17 protein-coding genes, 1 tRNA gene and 1 other RNA gene are annotated in these 16,834 nt (G+C 63.9%); 7 read left to right on the top strand and 12 right to left on the bottom strand.

The window, feature by feature from the left end:
- Positions 1–202 precede the first annotated feature (202 nt).
- From NX05_RS08405 to NX05_RS08415, 3 genes are all read right to left on the bottom strand, one after another.
- A complete protein-coding gene (locus tag NX05_RS08405; RefSeq protein ID WP_039432357.1) occupies positions 203–1,180 on the bottom strand; it encodes a beta-ketoacyl-ACP synthase III in 978 nt (325 codons plus the stop codon).
- Between the two features lie 90 nt (positions 1,181–1,270).
- Positions 1,271–1,465: a 50S ribosomal protein L32 gene (gene rpmF / locus NX05_RS08410; RefSeq protein ID WP_010368401.1), complete on the bottom strand. Its 195-nt coding sequence runs from the start codon at positions 1,463–1,465 to the stop codon at positions 1,271–1,273.
- A gap of 97 nt (positions 1,466–1,562) precedes the next feature.
- Entirely contained in the window at positions 1,563–2,072 is a 510-nt protein-coding gene (locus NX05_RS08415) for a YceD family protein (RefSeq protein WP_039432360.1), read from the bottom strand.
- A 112-nt stretch (positions 2,073–2,184) separates the two neighbouring features.
- Here NX05_RS08415 and NX05_RS08420 point away from each other — a divergent pair, with 112 nt between their 5' ends.
- The gene (locus tag NX05_RS08420; protein ID WP_039432362.1) at positions 2,185–2,778 is read left to right on the top strand and encodes a Maf family protein; all 594 of its coding nucleotides are present in this window, start codon (positions 2,185–2,187) and stop codon (positions 2,776–2,778) included.
- 124 nt (positions 2,779–2,902) lie between these two features.
- Here the strand turns inward: NX05_RS08420 and NX05_RS08425 are convergent, their stop codons facing one another.
- Together NX05_RS08425 and NX05_RS08430 are read right to left on the bottom strand one after the other, a co-directional pair.
- Positions 2,903–4,666: a hypothetical protein gene (locus NX05_RS08425; protein WP_039432363.1), complete on the bottom strand. Its 1,764-nt coding sequence runs from the start codon at positions 4,664–4,666 to the stop codon at positions 2,903–2,905.
- 203 nt (positions 4,667–4,869) lie between these two features.
- Positions 4,870–6,708, bottom strand: coding sequence for a glycosyltransferase family 39 protein (locus NX05_RS08430; protein WP_039432365.1), 1,839 nt, complete (start codon positions 6,706–6,708; stop codon positions 4,870–4,872).
- Positions 6,709–6,745: 37 nt separating this feature from the next.
- On the opposite strand from NX05_RS08430, the gene NX05_RS08435 reads away from it, so the two are divergent.
- The 4 genes from NX05_RS08435 to NX05_RS08450 are packed head-to-tail and all read left to right on the top strand — an operon-like array spanning position 6,746 to position 11,136.
- Entirely contained in the window at positions 6,746–7,699 is a 954-nt protein-coding gene (locus NX05_RS08435) for an AAA family ATPase (RefSeq protein WP_010365148.1), read from the top strand.
- Positions 7,700–7,704: 5 nt separating this feature from the next.
- Entirely contained in the window at positions 7,705–8,661 is a 957-nt protein-coding gene (locus NX05_RS08440) for a DUF58 domain-containing protein (RefSeq protein WP_017118005.1), read from the top strand.
- Positions 8,654–10,606: a transglutaminase TgpA family protein gene (locus NX05_RS08445; RefSeq protein WP_039432368.1), complete on the top strand. Its 1,953-nt coding sequence runs from the start codon at positions 8,654–8,656 to the stop codon at positions 10,604–10,606. Before NX05_RS08440 ends, NX05_RS08445 begins: the two co-directional genes overlap by 8 nt.
- Positions 10,603–11,136 (top strand): Slp family lipoprotein, encoded by a 534-nt coding sequence (locus tag NX05_RS08450; protein ID WP_039432369.1) that lies wholly within the window; start codon positions 10,603–10,605, stop codon positions 11,134–11,136. The genes NX05_RS08445 and NX05_RS08450 overlap by 4 nt, the downstream gene beginning before the upstream one ends.
- A gap of 119 nt (positions 11,137–11,255) precedes the next feature.
- Here the strand turns inward: NX05_RS08450 and NX05_RS08455 are convergent, their stop codons facing one another.
- From NX05_RS08455 to dnaX, 4 genes are all read right to left on the bottom strand, one after another.
- On the bottom strand, positions 11,256–11,606 hold the full coding sequence (locus NX05_RS08455; protein ID WP_039432371.1) for a histidine triad nucleotide-binding protein: 351 nt from the start codon (positions 11,604–11,606) through the stop codon (positions 11,256–11,258).
- Positions 11,607–11,711: 105 nt separating this feature from the next.
- Positions 11,712–12,305, bottom strand: coding sequence for a recombination mediator RecR (gene recR / locus NX05_RS08460; protein ID WP_010365139.1), 594 nt, complete (start codon positions 12,303–12,305; stop codon positions 11,712–11,714).
- A 94-nt stretch (positions 12,306–12,399) separates the two neighbouring features.
- Positions 12,400–12,720, bottom strand: a complete 321-nt coding sequence (locus NX05_RS08465; RefSeq protein ID WP_005913896.1) for a YbaB/EbfC family nucleoid-associated protein — start codon at positions 12,718–12,720, stop codon at positions 12,400–12,402.
- 6 nt (positions 12,721–12,726) lie between these two features.
- A complete protein-coding gene (dnaX, locus tag NX05_RS08470) occupies positions 12,727–14,814 on the bottom strand; it encodes a DNA polymerase III subunit gamma/tau (protein ID WP_039432373.1) in 2,088 nt (695 codons plus the stop codon).
- Between the two features lie 135 nt (positions 14,815–14,949).
- Here dnaX and NX05_RS08475 point away from each other — a divergent pair.
- Positions 14,950–15,042, top strand: a tRNA-Ser gene (locus NX05_RS08475).
- Positions 15,043–15,117: 75 nt separating this feature from the next.
- An RNA gene (gene ffs / locus NX05_RS22165) (signal recognition particle sRNA small type) lies at positions 15,118–15,214 on the top strand.
- A gap of 270 nt (positions 15,215–15,484) precedes the next feature.
- Here ffs and NX05_RS08480 read toward each other — a convergent pair.
- From NX05_RS08480 to moaC, 3 genes are read right to left on the bottom strand one after another with little or no spacing between them, the layout of a single operon-like run.
- Positions 15,485–15,934 carry a molybdenum cofactor biosynthesis protein MoaE gene (locus NX05_RS08480; RefSeq protein WP_039432375.1) on the bottom strand — a complete coding sequence of 150 codons (450 nt, stop codon included), beginning with the start codon at positions 15,932–15,934 and terminating at the stop codon, positions 15,485–15,487.
- The gene (gene moaD / locus NX05_RS08485) at positions 15,931–16,176 is read right to left on the bottom strand and encodes a molybdopterin converting factor subunit 1 (protein ID WP_039432376.1); all 246 of its coding nucleotides are present in this window, start codon (positions 16,174–16,176) and stop codon (positions 15,931–15,933) included. Before moaD ends, NX05_RS08480 begins: the two co-directional genes overlap by 4 nt.
- The gene (moaC, locus tag NX05_RS08490; protein WP_039432378.1) at positions 16,173–16,670 is read right to left on the bottom strand and encodes a cyclic pyranopterin monophosphate synthase MoaC; all 498 of its coding nucleotides are present in this window, start codon (positions 16,668–16,670) and stop codon (positions 16,173–16,175) included. Before moaC ends, moaD begins: the two co-directional genes overlap by 4 nt.
- Positions 16,671–16,834: the final 164 nt, after the last annotated feature.

The following is a 16,834-nucleotide window of genomic DNA, read 5'->3' on the forward strand; positions in this document are numbered from 1 at the left end:
TGACCCGCAGGCCGGTTGCGTTGAGCGAATCGAGCGATCTAAGAGCGGGCGCTACCCTTGGCGGAATTCAAGCGCTCCGGAAACGCACAGAGGCCGCAGAAGGACAAGATTGCCACCACCTCAAGGAACGAGGCATATCGTCCTCCACGCATGGACTTGCCAGGGCAGACGCGTTCGCCTGCCAACGCAGCAGGCAAAAACCTCAGTAGCGCAGCAGCGCCGAGCCCCAGGTAAACCCGCCGCCGAAGGCTTCCAGCAGCAGCAACTGACCGCGCTGCACGCGCCCGGAGCGCACCGCTTCGTCCAGCGCCAGCGGCACCGAGGCCGAGGAGGTATTGCCGTGACGATCCACGGTGACGACCACTTGCTCCATCGGCAGGTCCAGCCGCTTGGCTGTGGCCTCGATGATGCGCAGGTTGGCCTGATGCGGGATCAGCCAATCCAGGTCGTGCTTGTCGTAGCCGTTGGCCGCCAGAGTCTCATCGACCACCGAGTCCAACGCCTTAACCGCGTACTTGAAGACGTCGTTGCCCTTCATCAGCAACGCGCCGCCGCCGTTCTTGCCTTCGCCGAAGCCGACCGACACGCCCACCGGATCCCACAGCAGCTCTTTCTTGCTGCCATCGGCATGCAGGTGGGTGCTGAGAATGCCGGTCTCTTCGTCGGCCTTGAGGATTACCGCGCCAGCACCGTCGCCGAACAGCACGCAGGTGGTGCGGTCGGTCCAGTCGACGATGCGGGTCAGGGTTTCTGCGCCAACCACCAGCACGGTCTTGGCGTCGCCACTGCGCACGAACTTGTCGGCCACGCTGAGAGCGTAGACAAAGCCTGAGCAGGCGGCGTTGACGTCCATTGCACCACAACCAACGATGCCCAGCCGGGCCTGCAGCAAACAGGCGGTCGACGGAAAGATCAGGTCGGGGGTGGTGGTACCGATGACGATCAGATCGATCTCATCGGCGGTCACCCCGGCCGCTTCCATCGCTCTCAGCGAGGCGAAGTACGCCAGATCGCCGGTGGTCTGGTCGTCGGCAGCGATGTGACGTTCACGGATACCAGTGCGCGAGAAGATCCATTCATCGCTGGTATCGACAATCTTCGACATGTCGTCGTTGGTCAACACCTTTTCGGGCAAATAGCTACCCGTGCCCGCGATTCTGGAATAGATCCGCTTGCTCATACTGTTCCCTGTTGCCAGAGCCGCGGCGACCGGCGGCTCCTGAAGAAGCGAGAGTCACCCGGCCGCGTCGAACGCGGCGGGCGCCACGGATCAATCTTCTTGAACGGCCGACGACTTGGTGGTGATCACCTTCTTGCCGCGGTAGTAACCGTCAGCGGTGATGTGGTGACGCAGATGAATCTCGCCGCTGGTCGGGTCGGTCGACAGCTGCTTGGCGGTCAGGGCATCGTGCGAACGACGCTGGCCGCGGCGGGACGGGGTGACACGGGATTTCTGCACAGCCATGGGATTGCTCCAACTTTAGTTCGATAACTTGCCTGTTGAGTCGAACAGCACGCTCTACGCCCGCGTCGACCTGTCTTACCGCCCTTAACAGCGGCGGTTACTGTTTCTTCAACGCAGCCAGCGCCGCGAACGGACTGGCCTTGTCTTGCTCTTCCTGGGTCGGAACCCATTCGGCATCGATTGCTTCGCTACCCGGCGCCATCGGTACCACCGGCACTGCCAGCACCAGCTCGTCCTCGACCATGTCGACGGCCCGCAGCAATCCATCTTCCGGCACCAGCAATGCTTCGTACTCGGCCGGCAATGCAGCTTCGTCGGCTTCGTCACGGATCAAACCAAGACGCTGTCTGACTTGCACCGGATACAGGAAACGTTGCAGGCTGCGCTGGCAGGCCAGCGGAAGCTCGACATCGATACTGAGTTCGACATAGGCGACCTTGAGCAGAGTGTCCTCATCGAATTGAAGCGAATAGACACATTCGCCTTCTGTATCGACAAGACTTCCCTGCAGACGGGTCATCGCGGATAGCGGGATGCGGCCATCGAAGCGCCTGCGCGCTGCGACCATCCGCCAAGCATCCAGCATTTCGGGTACGTTCGCGGACATAAGCCGCAGAATGTTAAAGACCCGCAGCGACCCTGTCAAATGGCCCCATTCATGCGATTGCCGCGGCGCCCTCAGGACGGCAGACTCCGCTGCCCGCCCTGTGTAGCGCGCCATGATGCCACGCCTGATCCTAGCCTCCACGTCTGCCTACCGGCGCGAGCTCCTAAGCCGCCTGCAGCTGGAATTTGACACTGCCCGGCCGGAAGTCGATGAGCAGGCGAAACCGGGCGAAACTCCGAGTGCGCTGGCCAGCCGCCTGGCCGCCGAAAAGGCCGCTGCGGTGGCGGCTCGCCTCCCCGAGGCCTGGGTGATCGGCTCGGATCAGGTCGCTGATATAGAAGGCGAGGCACTGGGCAAGCCGGGTACGCGGGAGCGGGCGCGGGCGCGGGAGCGGGCGCGGGCGCAGCTAACGACCATGTCGGGCCGGACGTTGCGCTTTCATACCGCCGTCAGCCTGATCGGCCCGGAGCGTGAACTGCACGCATTAGACCTGACCGAGGTGCAGCTACGCACCCTGACGGCCGCCGAGATAGAGCGCTACCTGGACGCCGAACCAGCCCTGGACTGCGCCGGCAGCTTCAAATGCGAAGGTCTGGGCATCAGCCTGTTCGACGCCATCCGTTCGGCCGACCCCACTGCTCTGGTCGGCCTGCCGCTGATCGCGCTGGCGCGGTTGCTGCGGCAGGCGGGGTTTCAACTGCCTTGAGTACCCGGCAGCGATGGCTGAGCCGGCAACGATGGCTGAGGAAGCGACAAGCCCCCCACCCTTCCATGCAGTGATGGTGCCAAAGGCCGACCCAGCCATTTGCAACGCAGTCGCGAAGGCAAACCTAGAACAGAGCGCCGCCCTTCACTTTAAGAGCCCGAAGGCAGGATGGCGCGACAGTTCGTGCCGACCAACCAACCCACTGCGCACGCACTCCAACACGCGTCGCCATTCCGATCGGATTTTTATCGCACATCAGCACCAGACGTGCCGCCGACGTCTCTGCCTCGAAATCAAATCGAATCGCTGATTCATCATTTAAAAGATTACGAACAGGGGTCGTAGCAACATCGCTGATCACCACTGGATCGGTAGCGACCTGCGTGCCGTCCAGATAGCGTGTTTCCGGCCAAGCAAAGATGGACGTATTTTCTGCCTTCAGGACAGGCAGCGCATCGGCAACCTCCGCAAGAACGGTCTCTCCGTGGACGGCGTCAACATCAATCACTCCTGCAGCTGCTGCGGTTGCCGTCATGTTGGCGGCAGCCTGCATGCGCTGGGCAAGCAATGCCATCCAGACCGTACTTGGCAACAAGCAACATGCCAGCGCGAGGCCCGCCACTGCGACACGGCGCGGGTGAAAATTTCCATACCGAACGAACGACCACAACAACAGACCGCTCCAAAACAGAACCGACCAAGGCACATAGCGCGTAGCAAGCAATTGCTCGGGAAAAGACTGGAAATAGATAGCACGCGCCAGAGCGATTGCCGCTCCGATGGCAAGCGCAAAACAGGCAATTGAGAGAGCTGTCAGTTCTGCCACCGATTCCGCACGCCGACGCCAGCTAGAGTAGGTGATGCCCATCAAACAACCCACACCAACGAACCCTAGCAGCCTGTGCGGCCAAGCCGAGACCATGACCGGGCCGAACACCGATGCGTAGCCACTAGAAATCGCAACCACAACCGTTCGCAATGACTCGATTGGCAATTGTGCTGCGACACTCACGTCAACCAGTGGCAGGCAGGCGTAAATAAAAGGCGCAGACAGCCAACGTAAAACAAGATCCAGCTGCGTAATGGGCGAGATGATGCCTGCACCTCGTACGTGCGTATCGCCAAAACCAATGACCAGCAGCAGCGACAGAGCAAAGCCCGATAGCACAATGCACCACTGGACCCAAGATGCCCTGCGCAGCAGCAACATAGCGAGTAACGCGACGAACGTGGCGATGCCCGAGCCAAAACAGAAGGTCGCCGCGAACCCGCAGAGTGAAGCAAGTACAGCGCGCCACCAACCGTCACCATGACCAAGCAACCAACACCCGGCGACCAGAAACGTGGTGATCAGATAGACATGCACCGACTCATTTGCATGCACCAATGCCCGCTCGTTTCCCAGCCAGAAAATACTGATCGTACAAACCAAACCGGCGGCAGCGTACGCCATAGCACCCAGACGCTCATTACGCACCAGACGTAGCAACATCCATACGGTGAGCAAAGCCAGCGCAACACCCACACAGATCTGCAGCCATTGATTTCCACCAAACCATCTAAGCTCGGCCAAACGTAGCAGATTGGGCAGGACCTCACGATGACCGTTATCCACCGCAAGCACGTTGCGCGGCCAAGGCCGGCTCAGGAGGTTTTTTGCAAATCGCCACGGATCGGCATATAGCACCTTTGGCGACAGCATAATCATCGCCAACACACCGATTGCGAGATAGAACCATTGGACACCAAGCAACAGCACATCCGGCAACTTGCTCCAAGCCCTGCCTGCTCCACGGCACTCACTGGAATCGCTTGGTAAATGCTTATCTTTGCGCTGCAATTGCTTGTCCTTTTCCTTTTTGACTATAGCCAGCCGCTGCACAACCATGCAGCCAAACACACATGGCCTCATCGTTGTATTTTAGTGACCACCATCACCGCTAAAAATTTTTGTCCGCGCATTATCTCAGGCAAATTTTGCAGTCCATCTTCCAACACCCTTCACCTTCGCCTGGTAAGACAGCATCACCCGGAAGGCTGCTTGGTGACTCGTACGGCGGCTTTACTCGGCGCTGGAACTTACAAGCCACCTCATTTCTCGACAGTAAGCGGCTGTTCCCACCAATCTTCCACGCTGCCGTCGTGGCCGTGCAGGCGCAACCCTAGCCAGTGCATGCCGGGCGGCAATGCGTGGGTGTCGAGTGTGGCGGTGAAACCGACATTCGGGTGCTGTGGGTCGGTGGAGATTTTCCAGTACGGGCGCACATCGAGCGGGTTGCCGTAGGTCGCTTGCGCGACCGGGCGACCATCGAGCAGCAGCTCGACATTCGATAGCCCAATGCCGTCCTTGAAGGCCCAGCCACGCACCTCAAACTTGCCGGACACGGTGACGTTTGGCAGCGGTGTGTCGATCCACGCCATCGCCGGGGCCACGCTTGGCCCGGGCTGGCGTTGTGCAGGCAGTGCGAACAGCAGGAAGCGCTGATACCCGTGATCGGTGGAGACCACGGTCGGCGGCGGCAGCGGGCCGACCATGTCGCAGATGGCGTGGTAGCGCTTGAGCAGATCGCGATAACGCAGATCGCTGGGCGAGAGCACCAGTAGCCGCGGCCCGGTGCGCGTGCCGTCGCTGAGCAACCCCCACTGCTGCAACTGCGCGCTACGCCCATGCTTGTCGTTCAACTCGGCAGGCAGGACCTCGATATTGGCGTCGTGCAATTGGAAGCCGAGTTCCGCGCCGACTTTGAAATTTTCTGCCAGCACGCGCGTGCCCGGCGGCATCTGTGCAAGCCGGGATTTGACCGCACGCGCCAAATCGTTCCAGCCGGCGAAGTTGCGCGGGTAGTATTTTTTGCCTGCGGCATGCGCGCGAATCGACGGCACCGACACCGCCAGGTAGTAGCCATAGGCGCCGAGCATGCCGAGCAGTGCGATCAACCACGCCGCGCGACGCAGCGGATGCGGCCAGCGCATCAGGATCACCGGCACCGCCACCAGCAGCGCCAGATAGCCGGGCAGCGGCCAGTGGAAGCTGATCCGCTCGGCATCGCTGAAGAAGCCGAGCACGAAAATTGCCACGGTCGAAATGCCGCCCAGCAAACCGAAGTAGCGCCACTGCGCACGTGAGCCGCCGCCGCTGCGGGTGCCGGCCAGGCCGACCTTGACCATCGCCCACGCCAGCAGCGGCGTCACCGCCACGGTCTGGATCAGCAGGAACCAAAGCCCGCCGATCTGGAACCGCCATGGATGGCGGTCGACCAATTGAAAGCGCAACCCGGCATCGTCGTGGTCGGTATTCCAGAACAGCAGCGGCAACCAGCTCACCGCGCCTACGGTCAACGCCATCCAGATGCGCGGATCGCGCATCACCGCACGCCCTTGCGGGATGCACAGCAATGCAATACAGCCCACCCCGATCACCCCGACAAAGCGGTAGTGACTGAGCGCACCGATGACCAAGCCGATGGCGAGCTCCAGCGCGCTGGTGGCATCGACCTCGCGCAGCAAGCGCGCGCCGGCATCCATGCACAGCACCGCCGCCAACGCCATCGGCACATCCGGCACGGCCAGAATGCCCAGCGTGGCCGATAGCGGCATCAACAAGGTCAGGCTGCCGGCCTGCCAGCCCAGCGTTGAGCCGAACCAGCGCGTGGCGATATGCGCGATCAGCCAGGGAATCAGCGCAGAAATCACCAGAAACGGCAGTCGCAGGGCCAGCAGGTGATGCCCGCCCAACTCCACGCCCAACCGCGCCAACCAGGCGGTTATGCCTGGCAGATCCGAATAGGCCGCGGCCAGATGCTGGCCTTCCTGCCAGTAAAACGCCTCATCCACGAACAGCGGCAAGCGTGCCGCGATCAATAGCTTGACGGCCGTCGCCAGTGTCCACAGGATCACGAAGGTGCGATGTGCGCGTTGGTCCCCTTGCATTGCCCTGTGCACTCTTCTTTTCACCTACGGAATTGTGATGTCGACACCGCTGCGTTCCACGGAAATGCTAACCGATGCGCTGCGCCAATCGCTGCGGCGCGCACAAGACCAGGTCAATTCGCTGCTGCTGGGCAAGGCGCAAGAAGTGCGGCTGGCATTTGTGGCGCTGCTGTCCGGTGGACATTTATTGATCGAGGACCTGCCTGGCCTGGGCAAGACCACCCTCGCCCATGCGATGGCCTCCAGCCTGGGGCTGGGCTTTCAGCGCGTGCAGTTCACCTCCGACCTGCTGCCGGCCGATGTGTTGGGGGTCTCGGTCTACGACGCTGCCTCGCGGCAATTCCAGTTTCATCCCGGCCCGGTGTTCACCAACGTGCTGCTGGCCGACGAAATCAATCGCGCCCCGCCGCGCACACAGAGCTCGCTGCTGGAGGCGATGGCCGAGCAGCAAGTGACCCTGGATGGCGTGACGCATGCGTTGCCGGAACCGTTCTTCGTGATCGCCACGCAGAACCCGGTCGATCTGTCCGGCACCTTTCCCTTACCTGATTCGCAGCTGGACCGCTTCCTGTTGCGGCTAAGCCTGGGCTACCCCAGCGCCGACGCCGAACGTGCACTGCTCTCCGGGGTGGATCGGCGCGAGCTGATCGCCCAGGCCGCCCCGCAACTCAGCGACGCCGAGGTGGTCACGCTGCGCGCGGTGGTCAACCAGATCCACACCAGCGATGCGCTGATCGGCTACGTGCAGGCCTTGCTGCTACGTAGCCGCCAGCACGCCGGGGTGCGCGTGGGCTTGTCGCCGCGCGCAGGCATCGCACTGCTGCGTGCGGCCAAGGCCTACGCGCTGCTGCTCGGGCGCGAGCATGTGCTGCCCGAAGACGTGCAGGCGCTGTTCGTGGCGGTGGCCGGGCACCGCCTGGTGCCGGAAGCCGAATCTTCGTCCGGGCCGGCGCTGGCCAAGGCGCTGCTGCACAGCGTGCCGGTGGACTGACCCACGTGCGTGCGCGCCTGCGCGGCATTGGCCGCCGACTCAGCCTTTTGGCACGTCCGCGGGGCCCCGAGGCCGTGCCGATCGTGCTGGATCGGCGGCGCATCTATGTGCTGCCGACCCGCTTCGGGCTGTTCGTCACCGCGTTGCTGCTGGCGATGCTGCTGGGCGCACTGAACTACAACAACAACCCAGCACTGCTGCTCGCGCTGCTGCTGGCCACGGCCGGGATCGCCAGCACCATCATGGCGCACCTGCAGTTGTCGGCGCTGCGCATCGAAGCGGTGTCGGCCGAACCGGTGGTCGCCGGCGAACCGCTGCGTATGCGGGTCTCATTGGCGCGTCGCGACACCCGCACGCGGCGCGGCCTGCGACTGGATCATCTGGATAGCAGCGGCTTCTGTTCGCTGATCGCGCACGACATGGTCGAGGTCGACCTGCTGGTGCCCACCGAGCGCCGCGGCTGGCAGGACATCGAGCGCATTCGTCTCTCTAGCACTCAGCCGCTGGGCCTGGTGCGCGCCTGGTCGTGGGTGTGGCCGGAGACGCCATTGCTGGCGTATCCCAAGCCCGAAGAACAAGGGCCTGTACTGCCCGATGGTGCAGGTTCGCCCAACCAGACCCGCTTGCACGCACAAGGCGAGGAATTGCATCAGCTGCGCCCGTATCGCGCCGGCGATGCGCCACGCACGATTTCCTGGAAACATTCGGCGCGGCGCGACACGCTGCTGGTGCGCGAATACGAACAGCCGCTGGGAATCGAAGTCACGCTGGACTGGCGCGCGCTCAACGCGCTGCCGTACGAACGCCGCATCGCGCGGCTGGCGCGTTGGGTCAACCTGGCCGAACGCGACGGGCGCCGCTATCGCCTGCTGTTGCCGGGACAGCCGCCGCTAGGTCCCGCGCAAGGGCCTTCACACCATCACCTGTGTTTGCGCGCCCTGGCACTGCTTCCGCATGACTGAGCTCTTCCTCCCGATCAGCCAGGCCAGCCGCGCCTGGGTACTCGCCACCAGCTGGCTGGCATTGGCACCGCTGTTGTTGCAGCTGCCCGGCTTGCTTGCCACCACCGTGGCCGTGGCCGCGGTGCTGGTCGGCGTGCTGAGCTGGCGCGGGACCTTGATGGCGCCGGTGCGGTTGTTGCTGGTGATCGCGATGCTGGCGGCGGTGTACTGGCAGATCGGCATGCGCTTCGGCCGCGACACTGGCTGTGCGGTGCTGGCATCGATGCTGGCAATCAAGGCATCCGAACTGCGCACCCTGCGCGATGCCCGCAGCCTGCTCGGCTTTGCGTTATTCGCTCCGTTTGCGGCGTTTCTGCTCGACCAGGGGCCGGCGACCATGGGCCTGGCGCTGCTGGCGGTGGTCAGCGCCTTGCTGAGCATGCAGCGGCTGGCCGACGAAGAGCATCGCACCACCACGCCAAGCCTTCGACTGCAATTGCGTGGCATCGGCAAGCTGGTTGCCATCGGCGTACCGCTGGCCCTGGCCACCTTCTGGCTGTTGCCGCGCCTGAGTTCGCCACTGTGGGGCGTGCCCGAACGCGCGCTGTCGCGGCCCGGACTGTCGGACAACATGTCGCCTGGCGAATGGATCGACCTGATGGCCGACGACAGCCCGGCCTTGCGCGTGCAATTCACCGGCAAGGCGCCACCGCCGAAACAGCGCTACTGGCGCGGACCGGTGATGTGGGACTTCGACGGTCGCACCTGGCAGCGCGCACGCTGGACCGGCCGCGCCCAACCCGCCTCGATGACCGCAGGCCCGCAGACCTATCGTTATCGCCTGGATTACGAGCCCACCGATCGCCGCCAGCTGGTGTCGCTGGATCTGCCCACCCAGGCGGTAGCCAACGCCGAGTTATCGCCCGACTACGAACTGGTCGCGCAACGGCCGTTGAGCGCACTGACCCGCTGGGACCTGCAATCCGCACCGCCTGCGCGCTTTGATACCGACCTACCCGAGCAATTGCGCAAGCGCGCGCTTGCACTGCCGCCCGGCTTCAATCCGCGCACTGTCGCGCTGGCACGGCAATGGCGTAGCGAGGGCGGCAACAACGACGATGCGGTGGTGCAGCGCGCGCTGCAATGGATCACCCGCGAATTCGCCTACACACTTGAAACGCCGCTGCTCGGCCGCAACAGCGTGGATGAATTCCTGTTCCAGCAAAAGGCCGGTTTCTGCGAACACTTCAGTTCCTCGTTCGTGGTGCTGATGCGCGCGGCCGGCATCCCGTCGCGTGTGGTCACCGGCTATGCCGGCGGCACCTACAACCGGCTGGGCAATTACTGGGTGGTGCGGCGCATGGACGCGCATGCCTGGACCGAAGTCTGGCTGGCCGGACGTGGCTGGGTGCGCGTGGATCCCACCGCCGCGGTGGCACCGGAACGCATTTACGACACACTCGAAGATCGCCTGCAAACCGGCGGCGGCAACAACTTCGCCGACCTCGGCGCATGGGCCAGCATTGGCCAGGTCAGCGACTGGCTGCGGCGTGGCTGGAACGAGCTGGTGCTGTCTTTCGATGCAGACCGCCAGCAGCGGCTGCTGCAACCGTTCGGCATCGATCGCCTGGACACCTCGCAACTGGCCGCCATCTTCGGCGTGTTCGCGGTAAGCGCGCTGGCGTGGATGGGCTGGCTGCTGGCACGCAGCGAACGTGAGCGCGACCCGTTGCTGCGCGCCTGGCACCGGCTGAGCCGCCGCTACCGCAAGCTCGGCCTTGCCCGTGAGCCGCACGAACCGGCCGGCGTCTGGGCGCAACGTGTCGCCCGCTCACACCCGAATACGGCATTGTTGGCACTCAGCCAACGTTTCGCTGCCGCGCGATACGCTGGCGCGGATTCGGACAGCGCCACTCTCTTGAAAGACTTGCTGCAGCATCGCCCGCGAACCGGAGCTTCCTCATGAGTACCCGTTTTCTTGTTCCTCTTATCGCTGTGCTCGGGCTCGCAGCCTGCGCCACCACGCCCAAGCCGCTGCAGGGCCAGTTCCCTACGGTCAGTCCGAGTGATTCCACCGCCAGCGCCCAGGTCGGCACGTCCGTGCGCTGGGGTGGCAAGATCATCAAGACCACGCCTGCCCAGGGTCAGACATGCTTCGAACTGATCTCGCGCCCGCTCAATGCCAGCGGTCGCCCGGACCGTAATGCCGTGGATGCCAGCGACGGCCGCTTCCTGGCCTGCCGTTCCGGCTTCTACGATCCGGCGGTGTTCGAGCCTGGTCGCGAAGTGACCTTCATCGGCAAGATCGAAGGCTACGAAACCACCAAGATCGGCGAATACGACTACAAACTGCCCAAGGTCAATGCAGACGTGGTCTACCTGTGGCCAGTCGTGCGCGACGTGGACGTGGTGCCGGCTTACCCGTACGGCCCGTGGGGCGACCCGTGGGGTCCGCGCTGGGGCGGCGGTTGGGGCTGGGGCCGCGGCTGGTGGTAATGCACCGCTGACCTAAGTGTGGCTCGCAAAAACGCCGCTCGCAGGGAGCGGCGTTTTTGTATGCGCGTGACGATCGTTGCGCTACGCGGCCTGCGCGCAACCGGTGATCGAACGACGCATCACGGCGTGCCGAAGCGGCCCAGTGGTGCACCGGCCAACAAATGCAGATGGATATGGAACACCGTCTGGCCGGCATGCTCGCGGCAATTCATCACGATGCGGTAGCCGTCCTGCGCCAACCCCTGCGCGCGCGCGTATGCCGCCGCCGCGATGGCCAACTTACCGACCAGCAGCGCCTTCTCCGGCGGCACATCGTCCAGGGTCGCAATAGCGTGCTGTTTGGGAATGAAGAGCACATGCACCGGCGCCTGCGGTGCGATGTCTTCGAAGCCCAGCACCTCATCGTCTTCATACACGATGGTGGCCGGAATTTCGCGACGAATGATTTTGCCGAAGATGGTGTCAGTCATGGGATGGGAATAGGGAATCGGGATTAGGGAATCGCAAGAGCTTACCGCGCGTGCTTTTGACTTTGCTTCTCCGATTCCCTATTCACCATTCCCGATTCCCAGCCCTCAAAGCACTTCACTGCGGGTGCCGAAGGCGTGTGACAGGGTGCCGCGATCCACGTATTCCAGCTCGCCGCCCAGCGGCATGCCCTGGGCAAGCCGGCTCGGGCGTACCGCGTGCTGGCGGGCAAGTTGCGCGAGGTAATGGGCGGTGGCCTCGCCTTCCACGGTGGCGTTGGTGGCGATGATCATTTCGGTCACTTCGCCCGCAGCCAGACGCTCGCCGAGCCGATCCAGCCCCAGTTCGCGCGGGCCGATGCCATCCAGCGGCGACAGGCGCCCCTGCAGAATGAAATACAGCCCGCGGTAGCCGGTGGCATGCTCGATCGCCAAGCGATCAGCCGGCGATTCCACCACGCATAGCTGCTGTCGGTCGCGGCTGCTGCTGGCGCAGATGGTGCAGATTTCCGACTCGGTGAAGTCGCGGCATTGCACGCAATGCCCCACCTTTTCCACCGCATTGGCCAGCGTCGTCGCCAGACGCCGTCCACCCTCACGCTCGCGCTCAAGCACGTGATAGGCCATGCGCTGCGCCGACTTCTGGCCCACACCGGGCAATACCCGGAAGGCCTCGATCAGTTGTTCAAGCAGAGTGGACATTGGGTCGGGAATCGGGAATCGAGATTGGGGAATCGCAGCAGCAAAGCCAGCTCGCTCTACGATTCCCGATTCCCCACTCCCGATTCCCCGCCTTTCAGAACGGCAACTTCATGCCAGGCGGCAACTGCATGCCGGCCGTCGCCGAGCCCATGCGGTCCTTGGATTCGGCGTCGATCTTGTTGGAGGCGTCATTGAAGGCGGCGGCGATCAGGTCCTCGGCCATCTCCTGGTCGGAGAGGATGCTTGGGTCGATGCGTACCTTGCGGCATTCCTTGGCGCCGGTCAGCGTCACGCTGACCATGCCGCCGCCGGCGGTGCCGGTGACTTCCAGCTTGGCCAGTTCTTCCTGGGCGCGCTGCAGGTTTTCCTGCATCTTCTGCGCCTGCTGCATCAGTTGGGCAATGTTTCCACGCATGGGGCGTTACTCGTCGTAAGGGCGGATGGAATCGGGGACGAGCCGCGCGCCTTGCTGCTGGATCAGCAGCTGCACCGTCGGGTCGTTCATGAAGGCTGTTTCGGCCGCGCTCTGGCGCTCGCCTTTCTGCCGGTTGGCGCGCTCGTGCAAGGTCTCGACATCGGCGCTGCCCGTTTCGATGACGATGCGCGGCGTGTTGCCCAACACCGGTGCCAACGCTTGCGCGAGATTGGCGATGGAGCGCTCGGAATTGAGATATTCAAAGCCCGGCGCCAGCGCCAGCCGCAGCACGCCATCGCGATGACCGATAAACGCGGCGTTGGCGGCCAGCTGGCGCGACGGGCCGTTCAAGCCACTGCGCGTGACCAGCTCCAGCCATTGCTCGGCATCGGCGATGCGGCCGTCATCGAGCAGGGCCGATGCATCGGTTGCCGAACTTGATGCTGGCAATGCCGCTGCCGATGGCGCAGCCACCACTGGCTCTACGAGCGATGAGTGCCCGACAAGCGCGGCCTGCGAAGACGTTGCAGCCGAAGCCGGAGCTTCCACCGCAGCATCAGACGCAATCGCAGCGTGTTGCGCGAGCTCGGCAGGTGCAGACGGCGGGGCCATGGCAGCTTCAGGCGCGAGCATTACAACCGCGTCGGACGTGGGCACCGCCTGTGCACGCACCGGCGCATCGTCCACTGCCCACGGCGGCGTGTCGTCATTCCGCGCACTGGCTGCAGACGCACGACTGGCCGAAGAGGATTCCTGGGGGGCAAGCACGACAACCGTAGCCGGCACAGCAGCTGCGGCCGGAGTTGCCTGGGGCGCTGATGCTGGCAAGGACGCTTCCGCAGCCGCGACAGGCATCGTATCTGTCACCGCCGCAGGTGCGGCCACGACGGCGGGCGCAGCTGTCACCGGCGCTGCCACGGCCGGCGCAGCAGCCTGACCGCCGGCGGCGGCCGAGCGCACGCCACCGCCTGCCGTGGCGCCGCGCCCGTCATCCGAGCCGCCAGCCGGCACCGCCGCTGCAGGGCGGAAGGCCAGCATGCGCAGCACTGCCATTTCGAAACCGGCGCGCGGGCTCGGCGCCAGATACAGATCGCGGCGCCCGTTGAGCGCCATCTGGTACCACAGCTGCACCACTTCCGGCCGCAGCTGCGCCGCAAACGGGGTCGGGTCGATGCCGTCCCCAACGAAGGCCACCGAGGGCACCAACTGCTGCACTTGCACGCGGTGCAACGCCTCGGCCAGGGCTTCCAGCACACCGCTCCAATCGGGCGAAAATTCGGCCAGCGCGGCGACGACCTGCAGCAGGCGCGCACCATCGCCGTCGGCCAGCGACTGCAGCATCGCGCCGACCTGGGTGCGATCGACCGTGCCCAACATGGTGCGCACCACGTCTTCGCGCAGGGCGCCGCCGGCATAGGCAATCGCCTGATCCAGCAGCGACAGACCATCGCGCAGCGAGCCGTCGGCCGCCTTGGACAGCTGCACGATTGCCGACGGATCCGATTCGATCTGCTCGGCAGCCAGGATGCGCGTCATCTGGCCCTGAATCTGATCCTCATCCAGCCGCTTGAGATTGAATTGCAGGCAGCGCGACAGCACCGTCACCGGCAATTTCTGCGGGTCGGTGGTGGCCAGCAGGAACTTCACGTGTTCCGGCGGCTCTTCCAGCGTCTTCAGCAGCGCATTGAAGGCCGCCTTGGAGAGCATGTGCACTTCGTCGATCAGGTACACCTTGAACTTGCCGCGAGAGGGCATGTACTGCGCGTTTTCGATCACCTCGCGCACATCGTCCACACCGGTGTTGGACGCGGCGTCGATCTCCAGCAGGTCGATGTAACGGCCAGCATCGATGTCCAGGCAGGCCGGGCACTGGCCGCATGGGTCGGCACTGGTGCCGGTCTCGCAGTTGAGCGATTTGGCGAAAATGCGCGCGATGGTGGTCTTGCCCACGCCGCGGGTGCCGGTGAACAGGAACGCGTGATGCACGCGCCCACTGTCGAGCGCGTTACTGAGCGCGCGGACCACGTGTTCCTGGCCTACGAGTTCGGCAAAACGCTTCGGGCGCCACTTGCGGGCAAGAACGAGATAAGACATCGGGCAACCGGCTTTGTTTGAGCCGATATTGTGCCACGCCCGGTCTCAACGGCTGCGGCTGGAAGATTCAGCTTGTGGTACGGGCCGGCGACCGCTAGAATTTGCGGCCCTGTTCGACCACGGTCGTGCAGGCACGGAGAGGTGTCCGAGTGGTTGAAGGAGCACGCCTGGAAAGTGTGTAAGCGTCTAAACCGCGCTTCGGGGGTTCGAATCCCCCTCTCTCCGCCAGTTTCATGATTTGCGCAACGGCACCATGGCGCAAATCGCAGGGCCATATCCAATGGCCCACGTCTTATGGTGGCCCCGTCGGTCCCTCGCGACGCTAGATCGAAAATCCCGCCAGGGCCGGAAGGCAGCAACGGTATCGATTGATGCGGGCGCCGAGGTCAACCGGCGGGGACACCACCCTAACTTTCGACAGACGCCAGGCCATTAGCCGGAACGCTGGCTTGCGCCTGATTGATCGTGCAACAAGCAGAAGTCGTCTTTTGCGGCGCTGTGCGCCCATGCATAAAGCCGACCAGTCATTTGTGCCCGCCGTGATGACGGCGCGCGTATTGCCACATCCTCAGCGTCTCCCACAGCGCGCTGCAGGCGCCGAGGTCAACCGGCAGGGACATCACCTAATCTCCCAGATATTCCCTAGCACCGCTTGATTCGCAAGCGCGCATTACTGCGGCTGCGACTCCGGATGCAGCCAGCCCGCATCACCTTCCAGGTAATGCTCGTGCTTCCAGATCGGCACGCGTGCCTTGACCTCATCGATGATGTAGCGACATGCATCGAATGCGGCGCCACGATGTGCCGCACTGACACCGACCCACACCGCCATGTCGCCGATGCGCAGCTCGCCCACGCGGTGCACGCAGTGCGCATGCACGATGGCGAACCGCTGCATTGCTTCGTCAAGAACGCGCTGCCCTTCCGCCTGCGCGAGCGCGGCGTAGGCTTCGTAGCGCAATCCGGCCACGCCGCGGCCTTCGTTGTGATTGCGCACCCAGCCTTCGAAACTGGCGAACGCGCCGGCATGCGGGTGCTCCACGCCGGCACGCAGCTGATCGACCGGCAATGGCACGTCGGAAAGCGCAAAGATCGCTGCACGCTGCTCGCTCACGCTCAACCTCCCGACACCGGTGGAATAAACACCACTTCGCTGCCATCGCGGACCACATCCTCCCAGCGCGCGAATGCACCATCCACGGCCACACGCAACTGCGCAGGCGTCCAGCGCAGGCCATGCCGTGCTTCGAGTTCTGCGTATAGGCTACGCAAATCCTGCGCGCCGGTCTGCACACGCTCGTCGGCGACGCCTGCGGCCTCGCGCAGGCTGGCGAAATACAGCACCGTCACCGTGGCGGTCATTGCGCCGCTCCGATATCGCGTTTGCCGCCGCGCTTGGACACCAGCTTGGTCGGGCCGATGCTCATGCTGTGCGATAACGCCTTGCACATGTCATAGACCGTCAACGCAGCCACGCTGGCACCAGTGAGCGCTTCCATTTCCACACCGGTGCGATGCACGCAGCGCACCGTGCACCGGATATCCAGCACTTGCTCGCCCGCCCAATCAATTTCGAAACGACACGCATCGATCGGTAGCGGATGGCAGAACGGAATCAATTCGTGTGTGCGCTTGACCGCCATGGTGCCGGCGATCACCGCGGTCTCCACGATGCCGCCCTTGGCGCTGCGCAAGCCATTGGCGCACAGCTGTGCGGCCACGGCAGCCGGAAAGCGCACTCGGCTTTCTGCGGTAGCGCTCCGGACGGTGACCGCCTTGTCCGAGACATCCACCATGGTGGGAAGCCCGGCATCGTCTAGGTGGGTCAGGCGCGCGGAAGGGGATTTTGCAGGCATGGGAAGCGACGCGAAGACAGGCAATCAGGATGCGGCATTCTCGGTGAACAGGGTGCCTTGATGGAACAGCAACTGCCAGCCAGCAGCGTTATTGCGCCACAACGAACTGCGCAAAGCCTGCCGCTCCCCCTGACGGCGATCTATCGAGCGCCAGCTGCACGCAT

Origin of the sequence: Xanthomonas vasicola, assembly GCF_000772705.2 — a bacterium.
Lineage (GTDB): Bacteria > Pseudomonadota > Gammaproteobacteria > Xanthomonadales > Xanthomonadaceae > Xanthomonas > Xanthomonas vasicola.